Origin of the sequence: Nitratireductor kimnyeongensis (genome assembly GCF_019891395.1) — a bacterium.
Lineage (GTDB): Bacteria > Pseudomonadota > Alphaproteobacteria > Rhizobiales > Rhizobiaceae > Nitratireductor > Nitratireductor kimnyeongensis.
Window position 1 is genome coordinate 3,360,887 of sequence record NZ_CP078143.1, and the last position, 19,419, is coordinate 3,380,305.

Sequence of the window (19,419 nt, forward strand, 5' to 3'; positions counted from 1 at the left end):
CCAACTAAGGGAGGAGCAAAGGTGGGGTGGCTTCCACACGGACATCGCGCAATTATGCGGTTGCTTCTGGTGGATAACGCTCTGGCCGGATAGACTGAAGCCCGCGGCTGGCTCTCGAGTGGTCGCGGTTTGAAAAGGCTGAAACATGACTGATACCCCCAAGACCGCTGGCGGCACTGCCTATCCCGTATTGCCCCTGCGCGATATTGTGGTGTTCCCGCATATGATCGTTCCGCTGTTCGTGGGCCGTGACAAGTCGATCAAGGCGCTTGAAGAGGTGATGGGCGCCGAGCGTCAGATTCTGCTGGCAACGCAGATGAACGCCGCGGATGATGACCCGGAACCGAGCGGCATTTACGATGTCGGTACGCTTGCCAATGTACTGCAGCTCCTCAAATTGCCCGACGGCACGGTTAAGGTGCTGGTCGAGGGCACATCGCGCGCGCGCATCTCGCAGTTCACCGAGCGCGAGGAGTTCCACGAGGCGACCGCCGATCTGCTTCCCGAGCCGGAAGAAGACCAGGTGGAGATCGAGGCGTTGGCACGCTCGGTCGTTTCCGATTTTGAGAATTACGTAAAGCTCAACAAGAAAATTTCTCCAGAAGTGGTGGGCGCTGCGACCCAGATCGAGGATTACTCGAAGCTGGCCGATACGGTTGCCTCTCATTTGGCGATCAAGATTCCCGAGAAGCAGGAAATGCTGGCGACACTCTCCGTGCGCGAGCGGCTTGAGAAGGCCATGGGCTTCATGGAAGCCGAGATTTCCGTGCTTCAGGTGGAAAAGCGGATCCGTTCGCGCGTCAAGCGCCAGATGGAGAAGACCCAGCGCGAATACTACCTGAATGAGCAGATGAAGGCCATTCAGAAGGAACTCGGCGAGGGCGAGGACGGTCGCAACGAGGCCGCCGAACTTGAAGAGCGCATCAACAAGACCAAGCTTTCCAAGGAAGCGCGCGAAAAGGCCGATGCTGAGCTGAAGAAGCTCAAGACCATGTCGCCCATGTCGGCCGAGGCTACGGTTGTCCGCAACTATCTCGACTGGCTGTTGTCCATACCCTGGAAGAAGCCGAGCAAGATCAAGAACGATCTCGATTTCGCCGAAAACGTGCTCGACACGGATCATTTCGGCCTCGACAAGGTCAAAGAGCGGATCGTCGAATATCTGGCCGTTCAGAGCCGTCAGAAGAAGCTGAAGGGCCCGATCCTCTGCCTCGTCGGACCACCCGGCGTGGGCAAGACCTCGCTCGCCAAGTCCATCGCCAAAGCCACGGGACGCGAATATGTCCGCATGGCGCTCGGCGGCGTGCGCGACGAAGCTGAGATTCGAGGCCATCGCCGCACCTATATCGGTTCGATGCCCGGCAAGGTTGTCCAGTCGATGAAGAAGGCGAAGAAGTCCAATCCGCTTTTCCTGCTCGACGAGATCGACAAGATGGGCATGGATTTCCGCGGCGATCCGTCATCGGCTCTGCTTGAGGTTCTCGACCCCGAGCAGAACGCGACCTTCATGGACCACTATCTCGAGGTGGAATACGACCTGTCGAGCGTGATGTTCGTCACCACGGCCAACACGCTCAACATCCCGCCGGCACTGATGGATCGCATGGAGATCATCCGCATTGCCGGTTACACCGAGGATGAGAAGGTGGAGATCGCCAAGCGGCACCTCCTGCCGAAGGCCGTGCGCGAGCATGCGCTGGAAGAGCACGAGTTCTCCGTGACCGATGGCGCGCTCCAGCAGATCATTCGCACCTACACGCGTGAGGCGGGTGTCCGTAACCTTGAGCGTGAGCTGATGAAGCTTGCCCGCAAGGCGGTGACGGAGATCCTGCGAAACGCCAAGAAAGATGGCGGCAAGGACAAGGTCGAAGTGACCGAAGACAATCTGTCTGACTATCTGGGCGTCCAGCGTTATCGCTTCGGGCAGGCCGAAGGCGAGGACCAGGTGGGTGTCGTGACGGGTCTTGCCTGGACGGAAGTCGGTGGCGAGCTTCTCACCATCGAAGGCGTCATGATGCCCGGAAAGGGCAAGATGACCGTTACCGGCAATCTGCGCGATGTGATGAAGGAATCGATCTCCGCTGCGGCGTCCTACGTCCGCTCCCGCGCTGTCGATTTCGGCATCGAGCCACCTGTCTTCGACAAGAAGGACATCCACGTGCACGTGCCGGAAGGTGCCACGCCAAAGGATGGTCCTTCCGCCGGTGTGGCAATGGCCACGTCCATCGTTTCGATTATGACCGGCATTCCGGTTCGCAAGGATATCGCCATGACCGGCGAGATTACCCTGCGTGGCCGCGTGCTGCCTATCGGTGGTCTCAAGGAGAAGCTCCTTGCTGCCCTGCGCGGCGGCATCAAGAAGGTGCTCATTCCCGAAGAGAACGCCAAGGATCTGGCGGACATTCCCGAGAACGTGAAGAACGGTCTCGAGATTGTTCCCGTCAGCCGTGTCGGCGAGGTTCTGGAACATGCCCTCACGCGGATGCCCGAGCCGATCGAATGGGTGGAGCCGGTAGAGGCGGCCGGAAAGGTCTCTTCTGGCGATACCGAAGGGCAGACAATCGCTCACTGATTCCGTTCCGCCGCACCGGTTGTGCAAGAGTGTGTAACCGGTGCGGCGCAAGGGATTGGGGCATTTTCAAGCCGTATTTTCGGCGGAATCGTCAGAAGCCGGGCATTTTGTCCGGCTTTTCTGTCGAAAACCGCAGAAAACGTGGGTTTTAGAGTGCCTGAAAGCATTTCGTGCTTGGTGGCGGCAACTGTTCTCCCTAGACTGCCTCGAGCCGAGTGAGTCGCATCACTTGGTCCTTATCAGGAAGGGGTAATTACATGAACAAGAACGAGCTCGTATCCGCAGTCGCAGAAGAGGCAGGCCTCTCCAAAGGCGACGCCCAGTCCGCGGTCGATGCGGTTTTCTCCGTCATCGAAGGCGAACTCAAGAAGGGTGGGGACGTGCGCCTCGTCGGCTTCGGCAACTTCTCTGTCTCGCGGCGTGAAGCCTCCACGGGCCGCAACCCGCAGACCGGTGCCACGGTTCAGATCCCGGCTCGCAACGTGCCGAAATTCTCGGCCGGCAAGGGCCTCAAGGACGCGGTCAACAGCTGATCGCGCCCTTAACGGAATGCAAGAAAAGCCGGGTTTCAGCCCGGCTTTTCTTTTGCCGCACCTGCCGGTGCGAAGCTCGCATCATTCAAGGCCGATCCTGTTCTAGAGCCGCCTATCTCACCTTTGGGGAACGCAGCGTTTCTGGCCTCAAGACACATATGCAGAAGCGGATAGGGGCGACCGGAGCCATCCCTCGGCGAACGGGCTTCAACAATGAAGCCCATCTTTCGATAAAAGCCGAGCGCCTGCTCGTTCTGCTCGTGGACATCCAGGGTTATATGCCTTCCGGCAATGCCAAACGCATGGGCGACAAGACGCCTCCCAAGCCCCCGGCCGCGCGAATCCGGATCCACGAACAGACTGTCGATATGGCCGTCGCAAAGCCCCATGAAAGCGAGAGGTAAATCCCGATCGTCGACCGCGACCCAGAGTTTGGCGCGCGGAAGATAGGTGCCGGCGACATCAGCCTCGATCATGCGAAAGTCCGACTCGGAAAGAAAGTGATGCGTGGCGCGAACCGACCGCCGCCAGATCTCGATCAGATCGACGAGGTCGTCTCTGCGGGACTTGCGGATATCGGGCACCTACCTACTCCGCAGGAGAGGGGACGAGTGCGCGGTGCATCAAGGCACCTTGCCGGGCGAGGCAGCGGCAAAACGCGTAAATTGAGAAAGGAATGGTGGGCGATGACAGGCTCGAACTGCCGACATCTTCGGTGTAAACGAAGCGCTCTACCAACTGAGCTAATCGCCCTTTCCAAGCGGATCGTTTAGGCGGTTCGGCGATGGATCGCAAGCAAAAAACCGCTTCTCCAACGCATATTGGAACAACATCAAGAAAGTTTCACAAACTGCAGATTGGCTGCTTGACACCACATCAAGAACCACCTAATTCAGCGCTCATCGACGCGTTGCTGCTTCGGCGCAACGCCTCAAGCGCGGGTGTAGCTCAGTTGGTTAGAGTGCCGGCCTGTCACGCCGGAGGTCGCGGGTTCGAGCCCCGTCACTCGCGCCACTTCTCTCAATTTTGATGAAGTGGCGCCTGGAAGAACAATCCAGCTCACACCTAGGTTCCACGAAACTCTTTGTTTGCGAAGCGTGAATATTACGCGGACCGTGTTGCGGCTTGTCCGATCGCATCTGCTGAGAGGGCATGTGCGTACTCGACAGCATCGACGCAAGCAGGAAGCGGTGTGGTCAACGGATCGTTGCTGTTTGAAGAGGGTCCACGGCCTGTGGTTCATCGGTCCGCTCAGCCACCCCTAGAAGATAAACGAACATGATCACGGCGGCGGCTGCCGGTGAAAGCAAAAGCGCAACGCGCACCAGACACGAGAACAGCTTAATCGGGCTCATGACAAGGAGATTAACGCAGGGACTTTAATGGTCCCTGCACGGGCGTGTTAACCATTGCTCCGTGAGTGTCGAGAATCGCGTTCTGCTCTTTCTCTTAACCTCCGCGATATCATTCAATTCTAAACTGCCACTTCAATGTGTTGGGGGCCGGTAGCCGTGCTGACAAATATTGAAGCCCACAAAGGAACACGCAAGGGTTCATTCTTGGCGACGGTCCAAGCTGCAGTTTTTCTTGGTGTGGTTTTGTTTGGCACCTGCCTTTTTGGCATTTACACTCGTCCGCTCGATTTTCTTGCGAACGTGTGGCCCGCCAATGCCGTGATGCTGGGCTTGCTTCTGCGGTTTCCAAAAACAGCAACTCCCTTGGGCTGGCTGGCGGCGGCGATCGGCTTCATCGTTGCTGATCTGGTGACCGGTTCGGCCTTGGGAAAGGCGCTGCTCCTGACGGGGGCCAATCTGGCCGGCGTCGGAGGAGCATACGCTGTTCTGCGTAGGTATTTCCGGGAGGCTATCCGGCTTCAGACGCCGGAGTCGGTTCCGCAGCTTATTGCTGCTATCGGCTTTGGTGCTTGCCTGGCTGGCTTTGTCGGGGCAATTGCCCATCCTGTGTTATTTGATGGCAGCGCTGTTGGTGGCTGGACATTCTGGTTCGTCACGGAGTTTGCGAACTATGTCGCCATTCTGCCGATCATTCTGACAGCTCGCCCGATTTCATTTCCGCGTGGTTTCTCGCTCAAGCGGCTGGCCTATCTCGCCCTGCCGGCTCTTTGTCTCGTTCTCAGTTGCTTCGCGAGTTTTCAGATCGGCGGGCCTGGAGCTCTGGCGTTTCCTGTGCCGGCTCTTCTGTGGGCTGCGATTGTCTATCCGCGCTTCGTGACGGTCCTTTTGACATCGGCGTTCAGCTTCTGGAGCTTGACTGCCCATTCGGCCAATCTGTTCGAACAAGTGGCCGACCATTCGGCGGAGGGCGCGTTGATATCCATGCGTCTGGGGGTAAGCCTGATTGCACTGGCGCCCCTGATGCTCGCCAGCGCCATGGCGAAGCAAAAGAACTTGATTGCACAACTGTCTCATCTTGCGCGGCACGATCCCTTGTCACATCTCCTCAACCGGCGTGCGTTTGGTGAAGAAGCGCAGAAGCTTGCCCGTTACTGCGCCAAGCAGAACCATCCATATTCGGCGCTCATGTTGGATATCGATCACTTCAAATCGATCAATGATCGTTTCGGTCATGCAACGGGCGATCAGGTGATTTCGATTGCGGCTGCAAAGATCTCGGCGTGTCTGCGTTCCGGCGATATCCTTGGTCGGGTAGGGGGGGAAGAATTCGCCATCGTCATTCCCAAATGTACCCGAGAGCAGGCGCTTGAAGTGGCCGAACGGATACGACGCGCTTTTGCGAACACTCATGTGACGCCAGAAGACGAGGTCTCGATCAGTGTAACGGTGAGCGTTGGTCTGGCGTCGTCCGATGATGGTTCAGCGAATGTCGAAGCACTCTTGGAAGAGGCCGACAAGGCGCTCTACCGCGCCAAAGATCTTGGTCGCAACCGGTCGGAGTTTCACGATTAGGGGGCAGGTTGGAAATCCGCATAAATCGCATTTCCGGTTTGCCTTTGCAGTGCATATCCGGTGGCATTCGGCCCTTTGTTAGTCCCGCTCTTGCATTGCATGCTTTGAGACACCATATGATATCGAGCGGCGGTTGGACCGGTGCGGGATGTCCTGCAAGATGTGCGGTGAGGTCTCCCGGTGTTCCGTTGTATTCGATCCGAACGACCCTGCGGTGACCATGAAGGTACCGGCACCCAGTTGGCTCTCGGAAACGAAGGAAGCGGGCCGAGGCCCGCTTTTTTGTTTTTCAAGCACATCAAAACATGCTGTCAGAGGCTACAGGCCGAGCAGGGCCTTGTTTCCGCGAGGTTGGACATCGATGCGTCGTGATCGCCGGTCCCGTGCCACTCTCCGGCAACGGGGCTGTCTGCATCGTCTGATCGATTGCGCTCATCAGGCTGTGCCAGGAATGCGCAAAAGCGGCTAACGGCCACCGGCCGATCAGCGCGACAAGAAGCGCAAAGGGCTTCATGTCTTCCTCCGCCTCGCCGCAGGTTGCATGTGTCCGACATCCCATGCGGCTGGACACGTGATCTTACATCTTTTGGACGTGGAAGACACCAATCGGAGTTGAGACTGCCCCTGCCATGAGCGAAGTCTCAAACAGGCAAAAAAAGCCCCGCAACCTGGATTGCGGGGCAGGTGGCTGCACATTCTGCTTGGGAGCTATTGTACGAGCACCGGGCGTTGGCAGCTGACGCCGGTGACCCTTACATCGGCTTCGCCGATCTTCACGCCGGCCAAGGCCAGCACATTGTAGAGGAGCTCGTCGATCGGTTCAGACAGGCTAAGGAGGAGCGATTTGACGGTGCCTTTCACAAGCGCGCTGTTAAGAAGCGTTCCGCCGAGAAGCGACCCACCCAGAACCTCTACGTCGAGATGGAGGTTGTCGAGCAATGACGTGGTTGTCGAGCCCAGAACATCGCGCGTCGATACGCTGTGGATGCGCGCCTGCTGGATATCTGAACTCGAAAAACGCAGCCGGGTTGTCTGCATGTTCTGCGTTTCAACATGCGCCCTGCCGTTTACGGATACGCTCAACAAACCTCCGACGTCGATCATCTTGGCGGGCGCGACGCGAACTTGATCCGAGAAGGTCGACAAAGCACGATCATCGACCTCCCCGAGGGCGATTTCCAGCAGACCCGGCATCGCATCAACGGAGACGCTACCTCTGTTCGGGTGTGAGGGACTGCATTGAATGTCAGCAAGACGTGCCTCCGCATGCGCCACTTCCACGTAGAGCGGGATGCGTAGCTTCGTTTTCAGGACCACCAGATCGATTCCGACTTCAAATGAGACCTTCAAACGAGTTTGCGCCGTGCGCACGGCCGTGCCGATGGGTGCCAGCGCGTGGCTGGGCGTGCCGACGGGCGGTTCACCGATCGCCAGCTTGACAGAAAGATTTGTGAGGGGAGAGAGGTTCAAGCCGGTGTCGACCGCAACCTGATTGTCGCCGTTGGACAGGGCAGCAGCCATCGTAATCAATTCAAGTGCCGCAACCCTCATCTCCCAGGGAGCGTTCGAGGAAACGCTGAGCGGACCAATTGTATCGAGATTCAGAATCTGTTCCGGTTTGAAGGTGCTGCTGTTCTTCGAGGTTGCCGTCTCCAGCGTCCTGAGGACACTCTGGACTGTCGGTGGGACGCCTCGCGTCAACCGCATCGCCGACAAGAATTGAGGCAGGCTAAGGTCGGTCTCGAGGATCTGGCTGTACGTCAGTCCGGTCAGATCGAGGCGTGTAGCCAGGGAATCCATGAAGGACAGGACATCGATTTCGGTGTCGAGCAATCCCTCATAGTCCATCGCTTTCAGCGAGATTGTCGTGCCGAGCAGACCGCCAAGCAGGCCGTTCAATATGCCGTGGTTGAGACTTGCAAGACGGGAACCCACAGAGAAACCCGCGAGTTTTTCCGCGGACGCGGTGCCGACTGCTGACAATTCAGGTGGATCTGCGAACATGGCACCGAAATAGAGGTCGCCCCGTTTTCTGATTGTCACCCTTGCGGCATCAGCGGAGGTTTCAGTTTCCACAAAACGTAGATTGGTGGAAATAGAAGGATCAGGATAGTAGCGGCCGCGGACAAGATGCGCGACGCCCCGCTTCTCCTGATCGATATACTCGTCAGTAGACAAATAACGGCCATCAAGCAGGAGGCCTTCATCCGTCTCGACGGCGATCTCTTGGTTGTTGAGTGAGAAAAACTCGGAGACTGCTGTTTCGGCTCTGGCGATATCAGCAGCAGCAACGATCGAGGCGAGATCAGCCGTCTTCTGAAGTTTTCTATCTTGTAGTGTGAGGTTGCCGTAGTCGACGGCCAACGCCACGCAGCCAATCATGACGGGCGCGAACAGCGCGAAGAGTGTTGCAACATTTGCCCGGCGATCCTTGGAGAATCTGCTGATAAGCGCAGAACGGGTTCTGGGCATGTCAGAGCCCTCCAAGCCGGATCGTCGAGTACCCTACGATCTCCTTGTCAGGCATTGCGTAAGAATACAGTGACCAGATCGGAAGGTCGTCGGCATCATATTTCACGGAAACGGTAAACTGGTTCGGATTGCCCGTATCATCCGCTACTTGAATGTCAAACTTCTGCGCGTCCATGAAGGGATGATCGATCATCGATCGCTGGATGAAGTCACGTGCCAGTGTTTGTCGTTCTGTCTCGGAAAGACCCGCGACTGCGACACGGGCGGCGTCAGCGCTTATCTGCTGTACGGAATGAGCGGCGCTTAGATAGATTCCGTATGCAATCATCGAAAAAACGGTGAGGAAAAACACCGGCGCGATAATGGCGAACTCTATCGCTGCTGTACCATCTGATCGCTGGAGGAATTTTACGAAATATCTTCTGTTCATTTCCAGTGCTCCCAAGCCCGTAAAACAGGATTGATGTGCAGAAATAAACAAAGATTAAACGCGAGAGATTGTCTTGAATACTGTAGATTGCGTTTGATTGGTTGTGATTTTTTTTTAAACAACCAGTGATTTGCAGGGGCTTTATTTCTTTAAAGCAACTCAGGGTTATACAATTTAGGTTTGTATTTTGTTGCTGAATTTTGGGAGTGCGGGTTTCGTGGGGTTTCTCCTGATCTGTCTTGATCGGGAATATCACCTTAAGATTGCAAAATTCGGATCGAAGTTTCGTCAAAGCAGTTTTGATTTAGAAAAAGAAGACATTTTTCTCAAAAAGCACAGGTTGTAAAAAAATATCGAAAAGTTTTGTAACTGTCAGAGTAAATCGAGAAATGGTTGCAAAAAGCACCGTAGAAAGGGGGTGGTCGGAGGTCAGCGCTGCGTCAACCAAAGCATTTTCAGCCGGCATTCCTTAGTTCCAGCGCCAGATTTCCGCGCGGCATGACGAGAATCGCTTCCAGGTCGAGCCAGGAAGCGAAACGCTCGAGCTCCTGACGCAGGGCTTCCGCTGTATGAGCGGGCGCATTGGGTTCCGCATGGCTCGACTGAACAAGCAGTGTCCGCTTTGCCCGGTCCGCTTTGAGATCCACACGCGCCGCAATGCGATCCCCCAGCAGAAAGGGCAGAACGTAATAGCCGTGCTCGCGCTTGTGAGCGGGGGTATAGATTTCGATCCGATAGCGAAAATTGAAGATGCGTTCGGCTCGGTCGCGCTCCCACACGACCGGATCGAAGGGAGCGAGCAGCGCAGCCCGGTCGATGCGTCGCGGCAGTTGCGCGTCCTTGTGAAGGTATGCGGCGTGGCGCCAGCCGCGGATCGCCACGGGATACAAGACACCATCCTCGACGAGCTCGGCGACACGCGCCTTGGATGCATCGGGTTTAAGCCGGAAATAGTCCCTGATGTCCGGCTCGCTGGCAACGCCAAGCGCGCGCGCCGCTATGTTAACCAGCGAACGCTGTGCGTCATCTTCTCGTGGAGTGGGGGCATCGAAAACATCGCGCGGCAGCACACGCTCAGGGAGATCGTAGAGACGCTCAAAGCTTGGTCGGCGAGAATGGGTGGTGATACGGCCGCACCAGAAAAGCCACTCGAGCGCTTTCTTGGTCTCGCTCCAGCCCCACCAGCCACCGCTTCCCCTTTCCCCGTCGAAGTCGGAAGCAGCAATCGGTCCCCGGTTCTCGACTTCTTTGTATAGGTGCTCGACAAGGTCTCGCTTTTCCCGGGCGAAGTGGACGAGCCCCTTGTAGACACCTTCACCGCATTGCGCGCGCTCCATTCGCCAGCGCAAAAGGGGCTGGAGTTCGACCGGCAGGAGCGAGGCCTCGTGCGCCCAGTATTCAAACAACATGCGCGGCTTGTTGGCCTGGGCTCGTTGCAGGACCTCGACCGGGTAGGGCCCGAGGCGCGCATACAGCGGCATGAGATGCGCACGGGCCACCACATTGACCGAGTCGATCTGCATCAACCCGGTGCGGGCCATCACACGCTTGATATGTTGACGCGTAACAGCGCCCCGGGGAAGCGATGTGGAAAATCCCTGCGCGCCGAGGGCAATTCGCCGCACCTCTGCCGGTGTGAGTCGATCTCTTTGCATGGGCTTGCGCTCATCCCCGCCATTGGCTCTGCAGAAGACCTAGCCAGTCGGCCAAACGGATGCCACCCGATTGTTCCAATACAGGGAAGTCTCCTGACAGAAAGCCGGGGCACTTTACGGGCGGTTTTTGTGCGTTATCTCCGCTGTGGTGGCACGGGTGCGGGGGCGCATTGTGTGAACAACGGCACATAAGCGGGCGACAATGCCTCAATCTGGTCAAGGTTTGACTTGCGTCGCCAAGCGCCCTGCGCTAACCCTCGCCGCGTTGCAACATGAGCCTAGCCTTGCTGCCTTGGCTGTAGGCGCAGAATCCCGGTCTCGGGCCTCGATACGCAGCCTCGCCCGCGGCGGGCAACGGAAAGTCGGACCATGAATGAGCTTCTGAGTTCATACCTACCTATCATTATTTTCATCGGCGTTGCGCTGGTTGTTGCGCTTGCGCTGGTGGTTGCGCCATTCCTGGTGGCCTATCGCAATCCGGATCCGGAGAAGCTCTCCGCATATGAATGCGGCTTCAACGCATTCGATGATGCACGCATGAAATTCGATGTGCGGTTTTATCTGGTGGCGATTCTGTTCATCATCTTCGACCTGGAAGTGGCTTTCCTCTTCCCGTGGGCGGTGGCGTTCGGCGATATCGGCTGGCTCGGCTTCTGGTCTATGATGGTGTTCCTCGGCATTCTCACCATCGGGTTCATCTATGAATGGAAGAAGGGAGCGCTGGAATGGGACTGAACAACGGCACGCTCGTGGCGCCCCAACCCAAGGGCTTGATTGATCCGAACACTGGAAATCCAGTCGGTACGGACGATCCGTTCTATACGGGAATCAACAATGAATTGTCCGACAAGGGCTTTCTTGTCACGTCTTCGGAAGCGCTGATCACCTGGGCGCGCACCGGCTCGCTCATGTGGATGACCTTCGGTCTGGCGTGCTGCGCCGTGGAGATGATGCACATCTCCATGCCGCGCTATGATGCCGAGCGTTTCGGCATCGCGCCGCGTGCCTCGCCGCGCCAGTCGGACGTAATGATCGTCGCCGGTACATTGACCAACAAGATGGCACCCGCGCTGCGCAAGGTCTACGACCAGATGCCCGAACCGCGTTATGTCATCTCCATGGGCTCATGTGCCAATGGCGGCGGTTATTATCACTATTCCTATTCGGTGGTGCGCGGCTGCGATCGCGTCGTGCCTGTCGACATTTATGTGCCCGGCTGCCCGCCCACGGCGGAAGCGCTGCTGTACGGCATTCTTCTTCTGCAGAAGAAGATCCGCCGCACAGGCACGATCGAACGTTAGAGGCGGATATGAGCGAAGCGCTGAAGGACCTGGCGGCCTACGTCACGGAAAAGCTCGATGCGCAGATTCAGGATGCGGTCATTGCTTATGGCGAATTGACCTTCCTGGTCGAGCCGGGTGACATCGTTGATGTTCTCAACTTTTTGAAGAACGACGTTCAGTGTCAGTTCTTCGCTTTCGTCGACATTTCGGGCGCGGACTATCCCTCGCGCCAAAAACGGTTCGAGGTGGTCTATCATCTCCTGTCGCCACGCCAGAATCAGCGAGTCCGCGTGAAACTGTCGACGGACGAGGACACGCCCGTACCTTCGGCCATCGAAGTGTTTCCGGCGGCCGACTGGTTCGAGCGCGAAATTTACGACATGTACGGCGTTCTGTTCACCGGGCACCCCGACCTGCGGCGCATCCTCACCGATTACGGTTTTGAAGGGCATCCGCTGCGCAAGGATTTTCCGCTGACCGGCTTTGTCGAGGTGCGCTACGACGACAATCTTAAACGTGTCGTCTACGAGCCCGTCGAGCTGCGACAGGAATTCCGCAATTTCGATTTCCTTTCGCCCTGGGAAGGCACGGAATACGTGCTACCCGGCGATGAAAAGGCGAAAGAGCAGGGCGGCGCCAAATGACCGAACACTCCGTACGCAATTTCAATATCAACTTCGGTCCGCAGCATCCGGCGGCGCATGGCGTTCTGCGCCTCGTGCTGGAACTCGACGGCGAGGTGGTCGAGCGTGTTGATCCGCATATCGGGCTTCTCCACCGCGGCACCGAAAAGTTGATCGAGCACAAGACCTATCTGCAGGCCGTGCCTTATTTCGACCGGCTCGACTATGTCGCGCCGATGAACCAGGAACACGCTTTCGCGTTGGCCGTCGAGCGTCTGATCGGCATCGACGTTCCGATCCGTGGTCAGCTGATCCGCGTGCTCTTCTCAGAGATTGGACGCATCCTCAACCACCTGCTCAACATCACCACGCAGGCGATGGACGTGGGTGCGCTCACGCCGCCGCTCTGGGGCTTTGAAGAGCGCGAAAAGCTGATGGTCTTTTATGAGCGGGCGTGTGGCGCGCGTATGCACGCGGCCTATTTCCGCCCCGGCGGTGTCCATCAGGACATTCCAGACCAGCTCGTCGAGGACATCGGCAACTGGATCGAGCCCTTTCACAAGACGGTGGACGATCTTGACAATCTCCTGACCGGCAACCGCATCTTCAAGCAGCGCAATGTCGATATCGGCGTTGTCACGCTGGAAGACGCATGGGCCTGGGGCTTTTCGGGCGTCATGGTGCGTGGTTCGGGTGCGGCATGGGATCTGCGCAAGAGCCAGCCCTATGAATGCTACCCGCAGATGGAATTCGACATTCCGATCGGCAAGAATGGCGACTGCTATGATCGCTATCTCATCCGTATGGAAGAGATGCGCCAGTCGGCGAAGATCATGCGCCAGTGTGTTGATCGTCTTCTTGGCAAGGAGCGTGTCGGCCCGGTCTCCAACACTGACGGCAAGATCGTCCCGCCCAAGCGTGGCGAGATGAAGCGGTCAATGGAAGCGCTGATCCATCACTTCAAACTCTACACCGAAGGCTACCACGTCCCCGAAGGCGAGGTTTATGCCTGTGTGGAGGCGCCCAAGGGCGAATTCGGCGTCTATCTCGTCTCCGACGGGACCAACAAGCCTTATCGCTGCAAGCTGCGCGCGCCAGGCTTTGCTCATCTCCAGGCCATGGATTTCCTGTGCCGCGGCCATCTTCTGGCTGACGTCGCTGCCGTGCTTGGCTCCCTCGACATCGTGTTTGGTGAGGTAGACAGATAAATGTCAGTCCGCCGTCTCGCAGACGAAGCCGTCCAGCCGCAGAGCTTCGCTTTTTCCCGTGTCATGAACGGGGAGGTGAAGCGCTGGCTGGGCAAATACCCGAAAGACCGCAAACAGTCGGCGGTGATCCCGCTTCTGATGCTTGCGCAGGAGCAGGAAGGCTGGGTCACGCGCGCGGCCATCGAGCATGTGGCAGAAATGCTGGACATGCCGTTGATCCGCGTTCTGGAAGTGGCGACCTTCTACACCCAGTTCCAGCTTGCGCCCGTTGGCACCCGCGCCCACATTCAGGTGTGCGGCACCACGCCCTGCATGCTGCGCGGTTCCGGCGAACTGATCGATCTGTGCAAGAAGAAAATCAATCCCGAACCCTTCCACCCCAATGCCGACGGCACGCTGTCGTGGGAAGAGGTGGAGTGTCAGGGCGCCTGTGTGAACGCGCCGATGGTCATGATCTTCAAGGACACCTATGAAGATCTGACGCCCGAGCGTCTGGAAGAAATCATCGATGCATTCGAGGCTGGCAAGGGCGACACGATCAAGCCCGGTCCGCAGATCGATCGCATCTATTCGGCCCCGGCGAGCGGCCTGACGGCGCTGACCGACGAGAAGGCCGTTATGGGCAAGACAAAGGGCAAGCCCGGTAGCCGGAAAAAGGCTACCGCAGGCACCGAGGTGCCGCCGTCACGCGCGGCCAAGCCCGACACGTCTGCCACCGAAACCGATCCGGCAATCAAGTCGCCGTCACCGGTCAAGGCGGACAATGGCAAGACGTCGGCAGCCGCCGCTGTTTCCGCCAACGCTGCTCCGAAGAAAAAGCCGGGCACCTCGCCCAAATCCGCCACCGCATCCAAAGCATCTGTGGCCGGAAAAACGGCAAAGCCGGCCAAGCCCGCGCTTGACGACAAAAACCGTCCGGCCGGCATCGAGCGTCCGGCAGAGCCCGACGACCTCAAGATGATTTCCGGCGTCGGCCCGAAGATCGAGGGCATTCTGCATGATCTGGGCATCTTCACCTTCGAGCAGGTTTCGAAGTGGAAGAAGGCCGAGCGCGAATGGGTCGACGGTTATCTGAGTTTTCACGGCCGCATCGAGCGCGAGGACTGGGTCAAACAGGCCAAGGCGCTCGCCAAGGGCGGCGAAGCCGAATACATCAAAGTTTTCGGCAAGAAGCCGAGGTGAGGGACTGAGCCATGCTCCAGGATAAAGACCGCATCTTCACCAATATTTACGGCCAGTTCGACCGTTCCCTGAAGGGCGCGCAGTCGCGCGGCCTGTGGGACAACACCAAGGGGCTGATCGACAAGGGTCGTGATTGGATCATCAATGAGATGAAGGCGTCGGGCCTGCGCGGGCGTGGTGGCGCCGGCTTCCCGACCGGTCTCAAATGGTCGTTCATGCCGAAAGAGCCGGGCGACCGCCCGCATTATCTTGTCGTCAATGCCGACGAATCGGAGCCTGGCACCTGCAAGGACCGAGACATCATGCGCCACGACCCGCACACGCTGGTCGAGGGATGCCTGATTGCCGGTTTTGCCATGGGCGCGCATGCGGCTTACATCTATGTGCGCGGTGAGTTCATACGTGAGCGCGAGGCGCTCGAACGCGCCATCGCCGAATGCTATGAGGCGGGGCTGCTCGGCAAGAACAACAAATGCGGCTGGGATATGGACGTTTTCGTCCATCACGGCGCCGGTGCTTATATCTGCGGTGAGGAAACGGCACTTCTGGAGAGCCTCGAAGGCAAGAAGGGCCAGCCGCGCCTCAAGCCGCCATTCCCTGCGAATGTGGGCCTCTATGGCTGCCCGACCACCGTGAACAACGTCGAATCCATCGCCGTTGCGCCGACCATTCTGCGCCGCGGCGCGTCGTGGTTCTCCTCCTTCGGGCGCGAGAACAACAAGGGCACGAAGCTCTTTTGCATCTCCGGCCACGTGGAAAACCCGTGCACGGTGGAAGAGGAAATGTCGATCCCCTTCCGCGAGCTGATCGAGCGCCATTGCGGCGGCGTTCGGGGTGGCTGGGACAATCTTCTAGCGGTGATTCCCGGCGGCTCTTCGGTGCCATTGGTGCCGGCCAGTGAGATCATCGACACGCCGATGGACTTCGACAGCCTGCGCGAGTTGAAGTCCGGTCTCGGCACCGCCGCCGTGATCGTGATGGACAAATCCACCGACATCGTGAAGGCGATTGCGCGGCTTTCCTATTTCTATAAGCACGAGAGCTGCGGCCAGTGCACGCCGTGCCGCGAGGGCACGGGCTGGATGTGGCGCGTGATGGAGCGTCTGGTCGTCGGCCAGGCGCAAAAGCACGAAATCGACATGTTGCTCGATGTGACCAAGCAGGTGGAAGGCCACACGATTTGCGCCCTTGGCGATGCGGCCGCCTGGCCGATCCAGGGCCTCGTGCGCCATTTCCGCCCGGAAATCGAGCGGCGCATCGACGAGTTCACCCGCAATGCGCATCGGGCCCGGCCGGCGCTGGTGGCAGCGGAATAAAAGTGAAGGTTTGCTCCGGAAGGGGCGAGAGGTAAGCGGACAGCGACCATGGCAAAATTGAAAGTCGACGGCACGGAGATCGAGGTACCCGATCACTACACGCTGCTGCAGGCCGCCGAGGAGGCGGGCGCGGAGGTGCCGCGCTTCTGTTTCCATGAGCGTCTGTCGATCGCCGGCAATTGCCGCATGTGTCTGGTGGAAGTGAAGGGCGGGCCACCCAAGCCGGCCGCATCCTGCGCCATGGGCGTGCGCGATCTGCGCCCCGGACCCAATGGCGAGGCGCCGGAAATCTTCACCAACACGCCGATGGTCAAGAAGGCCCGCGAAGGCGTGATGGAGTTCCTGCTCATCAACCATCCGCTCGATTGCCCGATCTGCGATCAGGGCGGCGAGTGCGACCTGCAGGATCAGGCGATGGCCTTTGGCGTGGATTCGTCCCGCTACAAGGAAAACAAGCGCGCCGTCGAAGACAAATATATCGGCCCGCTCGTCAAGACGATCATGACGCGCTGCATCCACTGCACGCGCTGCGTCCGCTTCACCACCGAGGTGGCGGGCATTTCCGAGCTCGGCCTGATCGGCCGCGGCGAGGATGCCGAGATCACCACCTATCTCGAAGAGGCGATGACGTCCGAGCTTCAGGGCAATGTGATCGACCTTTGCCCGGTGGGCGCGCTGACCTCGCGCCCCTATGCGTTCCAGGCGCGTCCGTGGGAGCTCAGCAAGACCCAGTCCATCGACGTGATGGATGCGGTCGGTTCGGCCATCCGCGTTGATACGCGCGGCCGCGAAGTCATGCGCATCCTGCCGCGCATCAACGAGGCGGTGAACGAGGAATGGATTTCCGACAAATCCCGCTTCGTGTGGGATGGCCTCAGAACACAACGTCTCGACCGCCCCTATGTGCGCAAGGGCAAGCGCCTGCAGCCGGCCACCTGGCCCGAGGCGTTTGAGGCCATCGCCAAGGCGGTCGGCAAGGCTAAGCCAGAAAAGATCGGCGCGATTGCCGGCGATCTGGCATCTGTCGAGGAAATGTACGCGCTGAAGTCGCTGATGCAGTCGCTCGGCTCGGCAAATTATGATTGCCGTCAGGACGGGGCGGCACTCGACCCGGCGCTCGGCCGTGCTGGCTATCTCTTCAACCCGACCATCGAGGGCATCGAGGATGCGGACGCGCTTTTGATCATCGGCGCCAATCCGCGCTTCGAGGCTTCCGTGCTCAATGCCCGCATCCGCAAGCGCTGGCGCATGGGCGACTTCCCCATCGGTGTCATCGGCGAGATGGGCGATCTGCGCTACGACTACGATATGCTCGGTTCAGGCGCCGACACGCTGAAGGAGCTTGCCGAGGGCAAGGGCAAGTTTGCTTCGGTCCTGAAGAAGGCCAAGCGCCCGATGATCATTGTGGGGCAGGGGGCTCTCGCCCGCTCCGACGGGGCGGCGATCCTCGGCCTTGCGGCAAAGCTTGCCGGCTCGGTCAAAGCAGTATCTGCCGAATGGAATGGTTTCGCCGTTCTGCACACCGCAGCAAGCCGCGTCGGCGGTCTCGACCTCGGCTTCGTGCCTGGGAAGGGCGGCAATGATGCAAAGGGCATGATGGGCGCGATGGACGTGCTCTTCCTGCTCGGTGCCGACGAGATCGACATGAACGCGATCGGCGACGCCTTTACCGTCTATATCGGCACCCATGGCGATGCCGGCGCACACCGCGCCGATGTCATCCTGCCGGCAGCCACCTATACGGAGAAGTCCGGCACCTATGTGAACACCGAGGGCCGGGTGCAGATGACCAACCGGGCCGGCTTTGCGCCGGGCGAGGCCAAGGAAGACTGGGCGATCCTGCGGGCGCTGTCCGATGTGCTGGGCCACAAGCTTCCGTTCGATTCGCTGGCCGCCCTGCGCGCGGCGCTCTATGCCGAATTCCCGCATCTCGCGGCCATCGACACGGTTACGCCAGCCGATGCCGGCGATGTCGAAAAGCTTGCCAAGCTTGGCGGGCGGCTCACCAAGGCTCCTTTCACCTCGCCGGTGAAGGATTTCTATCTCACCAACCCGATCGCCCGTGCCTCGGCCGTGATGGCTGAATGTTCGGCACTGGCGCGCGGCGACGTAAAACAGGCGGCCGAGTAGAGACGAATGGATACTTTCTTTTCAACCTACGTCCTTCCGGGGCTTCTGATCCTTCTGCAGTCGGTGGCGATGATCGTCATCCTCCTGATCTTCGTCGCCTATATCCTTTATGCCGACCGCAAGATCTGGGCCGCCGTGCAGCGCCGTCGTGGTCCGAACGTGGTGGGTCCATGGGGCCTGTTCCAGGCATTTGCGGACCTCTTCAAGTTCGTCTTCAAGGAGCCGGTGATCCCGTCGGGCGCCAACAAGGGCGTGTTCCTGCTCGCGCCGGTCGTCGCCTCGGTTCTGGCGATTGCCGCATGGGCGGTGATCCCGGTCAACGAGGGCTGGGCGATTGCCAATGTGAACATCGGCATTCTCTATGTGTTCGCCATCGCGTCGCTGGAAGTCTATGGCGTGATCATGGGCGGCTGGGCCTCCAACTCGAAATATCCGTTCCTCGGTGCGCTGCGTTCGGCGGCACAGATGGTCTCCTATGAAGTCTCCATCGGCTTCGTGATTGTCACCGTCCTGCTGACGGTCGGCTCGCTGAACCTGACCGATATCGTGCTTGCACAGGGCGACGGCCTTGGCACCATGCTTGGCCTTCCCAACACGTTCCTCGACTGGAACTGGCTCGCGCTGTTCCCGATGTTCATCGTGTTCTTCATTTCGGCGCTCGCTGAGACGAACCGCCCGCCCTTCGATCTGGTGGAAGCCGAATCCGAGCTCGTGGCCGGTCACATGATCGAGTATTCCTCGACGCCGTTCCTGCTCTTCTTCCTCGGCGAGTATGTGGCCATCGTTCTTATGTGCGCGCTCACCACCATCCTGTTCCTGGGTGGCTGGTTGCCGCCGCTGGATTTTGCACCCTTTACTTGGGTGCCGGGCGTGATCTGGTTCGTGTTGAAGATGTGCATGGTCTTCTTCATGTTCGCGCTGGTGAAGGCTTTCGTGCCGCGCTACCGCTACGACCAGTTGATGCGTCTTGGCTGGAAAGTGTTCCTGCCGCTGTCGCTCTTCATGGTCGTTGCCACCGCGGCCTTCCTGAAATTCACGGGGATGGCATGACCATGACCTTTTTCATCCCTGAAAACCGCTTCGGAGAA

Annotated in this window: 16 protein-coding genes and 2 tRNA genes; 12 read left to right on the plus strand and 6 right to left on the minus strand. The window is 58.8% G+C overall.

The features are described 5' to 3' along the window. Window positions 1-145: 145 nt before the first annotated feature. Window positions 146-2,572 carry an endopeptidase La gene (gene lon / locus KW403_RS15940; RefSeq protein ID WP_223020413.1) on the plus strand — a complete coding sequence of 809 codons (2,427 nt, stop codon included), beginning with the start codon at window positions 146-148 and terminating at the stop codon, window positions 2,570-2,572. A 257-nt stretch (window positions 2,573-2,829) separates the two neighbouring features. After that, window positions 2,830-3,105 (plus strand): DNA-binding protein HupB, encoded by a 276-nt coding sequence (gene hupB, locus KW403_RS15945; protein ID WP_223020414.1) that lies wholly within the window; start codon window positions 2,830-2,832, stop codon window positions 3,103-3,105. 35 nt (window positions 3,106-3,140) lie between these two features. Here hupB and KW403_RS15950 read toward each other — a convergent pair whose 3' ends face one another. Both KW403_RS15950 and KW403_RS15955 read right to left on the minus strand, forming a co-directional pair. Beyond that, window positions 3,141-3,689, minus strand: coding sequence for an acetyltransferase (locus tag KW403_RS15950; protein WP_223020415.1), 549 nt, complete (start codon window positions 3,687-3,689; stop codon window positions 3,141-3,143). A gap of 93 nt (window positions 3,690-3,782) precedes the next feature. Then, window positions 3,783-3,858, minus strand: a tRNA-Val gene (locus tag KW403_RS15955). A gap of 184 nt (window positions 3,859-4,042) precedes the next feature. On the opposite strand from KW403_RS15955, the gene KW403_RS15960 reads away from it, so the two are divergent. Together KW403_RS15960 and KW403_RS15965 are read left to right on the plus strand one after the other, a co-directional pair. Continuing rightward, window positions 4,043-4,119 (plus strand) — tRNA-Asp (locus KW403_RS15960). A gap of 545 nt (window positions 4,120-4,664) precedes the next feature. After that, window positions 4,665-6,032, plus strand: a complete 1,368-nt coding sequence (locus KW403_RS15965) for a GGDEF domain-containing protein (protein WP_246637817.1) — start codon at window positions 4,665-4,667, stop codon at window positions 6,030-6,032. 708 nt (window positions 6,033-6,740) lie between these two features. Here KW403_RS15965 and KW403_RS15970 read toward each other — a convergent pair. The 4 genes from KW403_RS15970 to KW403_RS15985 form a co-directional block, all read right to left on the minus strand. After that, a complete protein-coding gene (locus tag KW403_RS15970) occupies window positions 6,741-8,504 on the minus strand; it encodes a pilus assembly protein TadG-related protein (protein ID WP_223020417.1) in 1,764 nt (587 codons plus the stop codon). Between the two features lies 1 nt (window position 8,505). Then, on the minus strand, window positions 8,506-8,934 hold the full coding sequence (locus tag KW403_RS15975) for a TadE/TadG family type IV pilus assembly protein (protein ID WP_223020418.1): 429 nt from the start codon (window positions 8,932-8,934) through the stop codon (window positions 8,506-8,508). 304 nt (window positions 8,935-9,238) lie between these two features. After that, window positions 9,239-9,400, minus strand: a complete 162-nt coding sequence (locus tag KW403_RS15980) for a hypothetical protein (protein ID WP_223020419.1) — start codon at window positions 9,398-9,400, stop codon at window positions 9,239-9,241. Continuing rightward, window positions 9,390-10,589 carry a winged helix-turn-helix domain-containing protein gene (locus tag KW403_RS15985; RefSeq protein ID WP_223020420.1) on the minus strand — a complete coding sequence of 400 codons (1,200 nt, stop codon included), beginning with the start codon at window positions 10,587-10,589 and terminating at the stop codon, window positions 9,390-9,392. Before KW403_RS15985 ends, KW403_RS15980 begins: the two co-directional genes overlap by 11 nt. Before the next feature lie 369 nt (window positions 10,590-10,958). Here KW403_RS15985 and KW403_RS15990 point away from each other — a divergent pair, with 369 nt between their 5' ends. The 8 genes from KW403_RS15990 to nuoH are packed head-to-tail and all read left to right on the plus strand — an operon-like array spanning window position 10,959 to window position 19,381. After that, window positions 10,959-11,324 (plus strand): NADH-quinone oxidoreductase subunit A, encoded by a 366-nt coding sequence (locus tag KW403_RS15990; protein ID WP_223020421.1) that lies wholly within the window; start codon window positions 10,959-10,961, stop codon window positions 11,322-11,324. Beyond that, window positions 11,315-11,890: a NuoB/complex I 20 kDa subunit family protein gene (locus KW403_RS15995; RefSeq protein ID WP_223020422.1), complete on the plus strand. Its 576-nt coding sequence runs from the start codon at window positions 11,315-11,317 to the stop codon at window positions 11,888-11,890. Before KW403_RS15990 ends, KW403_RS15995 begins: the two co-directional genes overlap by 10 nt. An 8-nt stretch (window positions 11,891-11,898) precedes the next feature. Continuing rightward, window positions 11,899-12,516, plus strand: coding sequence for an NADH-quinone oxidoreductase subunit C (locus tag KW403_RS16000; RefSeq protein WP_223020423.1), 618 nt, complete (start codon window positions 11,899-11,901; stop codon window positions 12,514-12,516). Further along, window positions 12,513-13,703 (plus strand): NADH-quinone oxidoreductase subunit D, encoded by a 1,191-nt coding sequence (locus tag KW403_RS16005; RefSeq protein WP_223020424.1) that lies wholly within the window; start codon window positions 12,513-12,515, stop codon window positions 13,701-13,703. Before KW403_RS16000 ends, KW403_RS16005 begins: the two co-directional genes overlap by 4 nt. Further along, window positions 13,704-14,885 carry an NADH-quinone oxidoreductase subunit E gene (locus KW403_RS16010; RefSeq protein ID WP_223020425.1) on the plus strand — a complete coding sequence of 394 codons (1,182 nt, stop codon included), beginning with the start codon at window positions 13,704-13,706 and terminating at the stop codon, window positions 14,883-14,885. It abuts the gene before it with no gap. Between the two features lie 11 nt (window positions 14,886-14,896). Continuing rightward, window positions 14,897-16,201, plus strand: coding sequence for an NADH-quinone oxidoreductase subunit NuoF (nuoF, locus tag KW403_RS16015; protein WP_223020426.1), 1,305 nt, complete (start codon window positions 14,897-14,899; stop codon window positions 16,199-16,201). Window positions 16,202-16,249: 48 nt separating this feature from the next. Beyond that, window positions 16,250-18,331 carry an NADH-quinone oxidoreductase subunit NuoG gene (gene nuoG / locus KW403_RS16020; RefSeq protein WP_223020427.1) on the plus strand — a complete coding sequence of 694 codons (2,082 nt, stop codon included), beginning with the start codon at window positions 16,250-16,252 and terminating at the stop codon, window positions 18,329-18,331. Between the two features lie 6 nt (window positions 18,332-18,337). Continuing rightward, on the plus strand, window positions 18,338-19,381 hold the full coding sequence (gene nuoH, locus KW403_RS16025; protein ID WP_065817667.1) for an NADH-quinone oxidoreductase subunit NuoH: 1,044 nt from the start codon (window positions 18,338-18,340) through the stop codon (window positions 19,379-19,381). Window positions 19,382-19,419 lie beyond the last annotated feature (38 nt).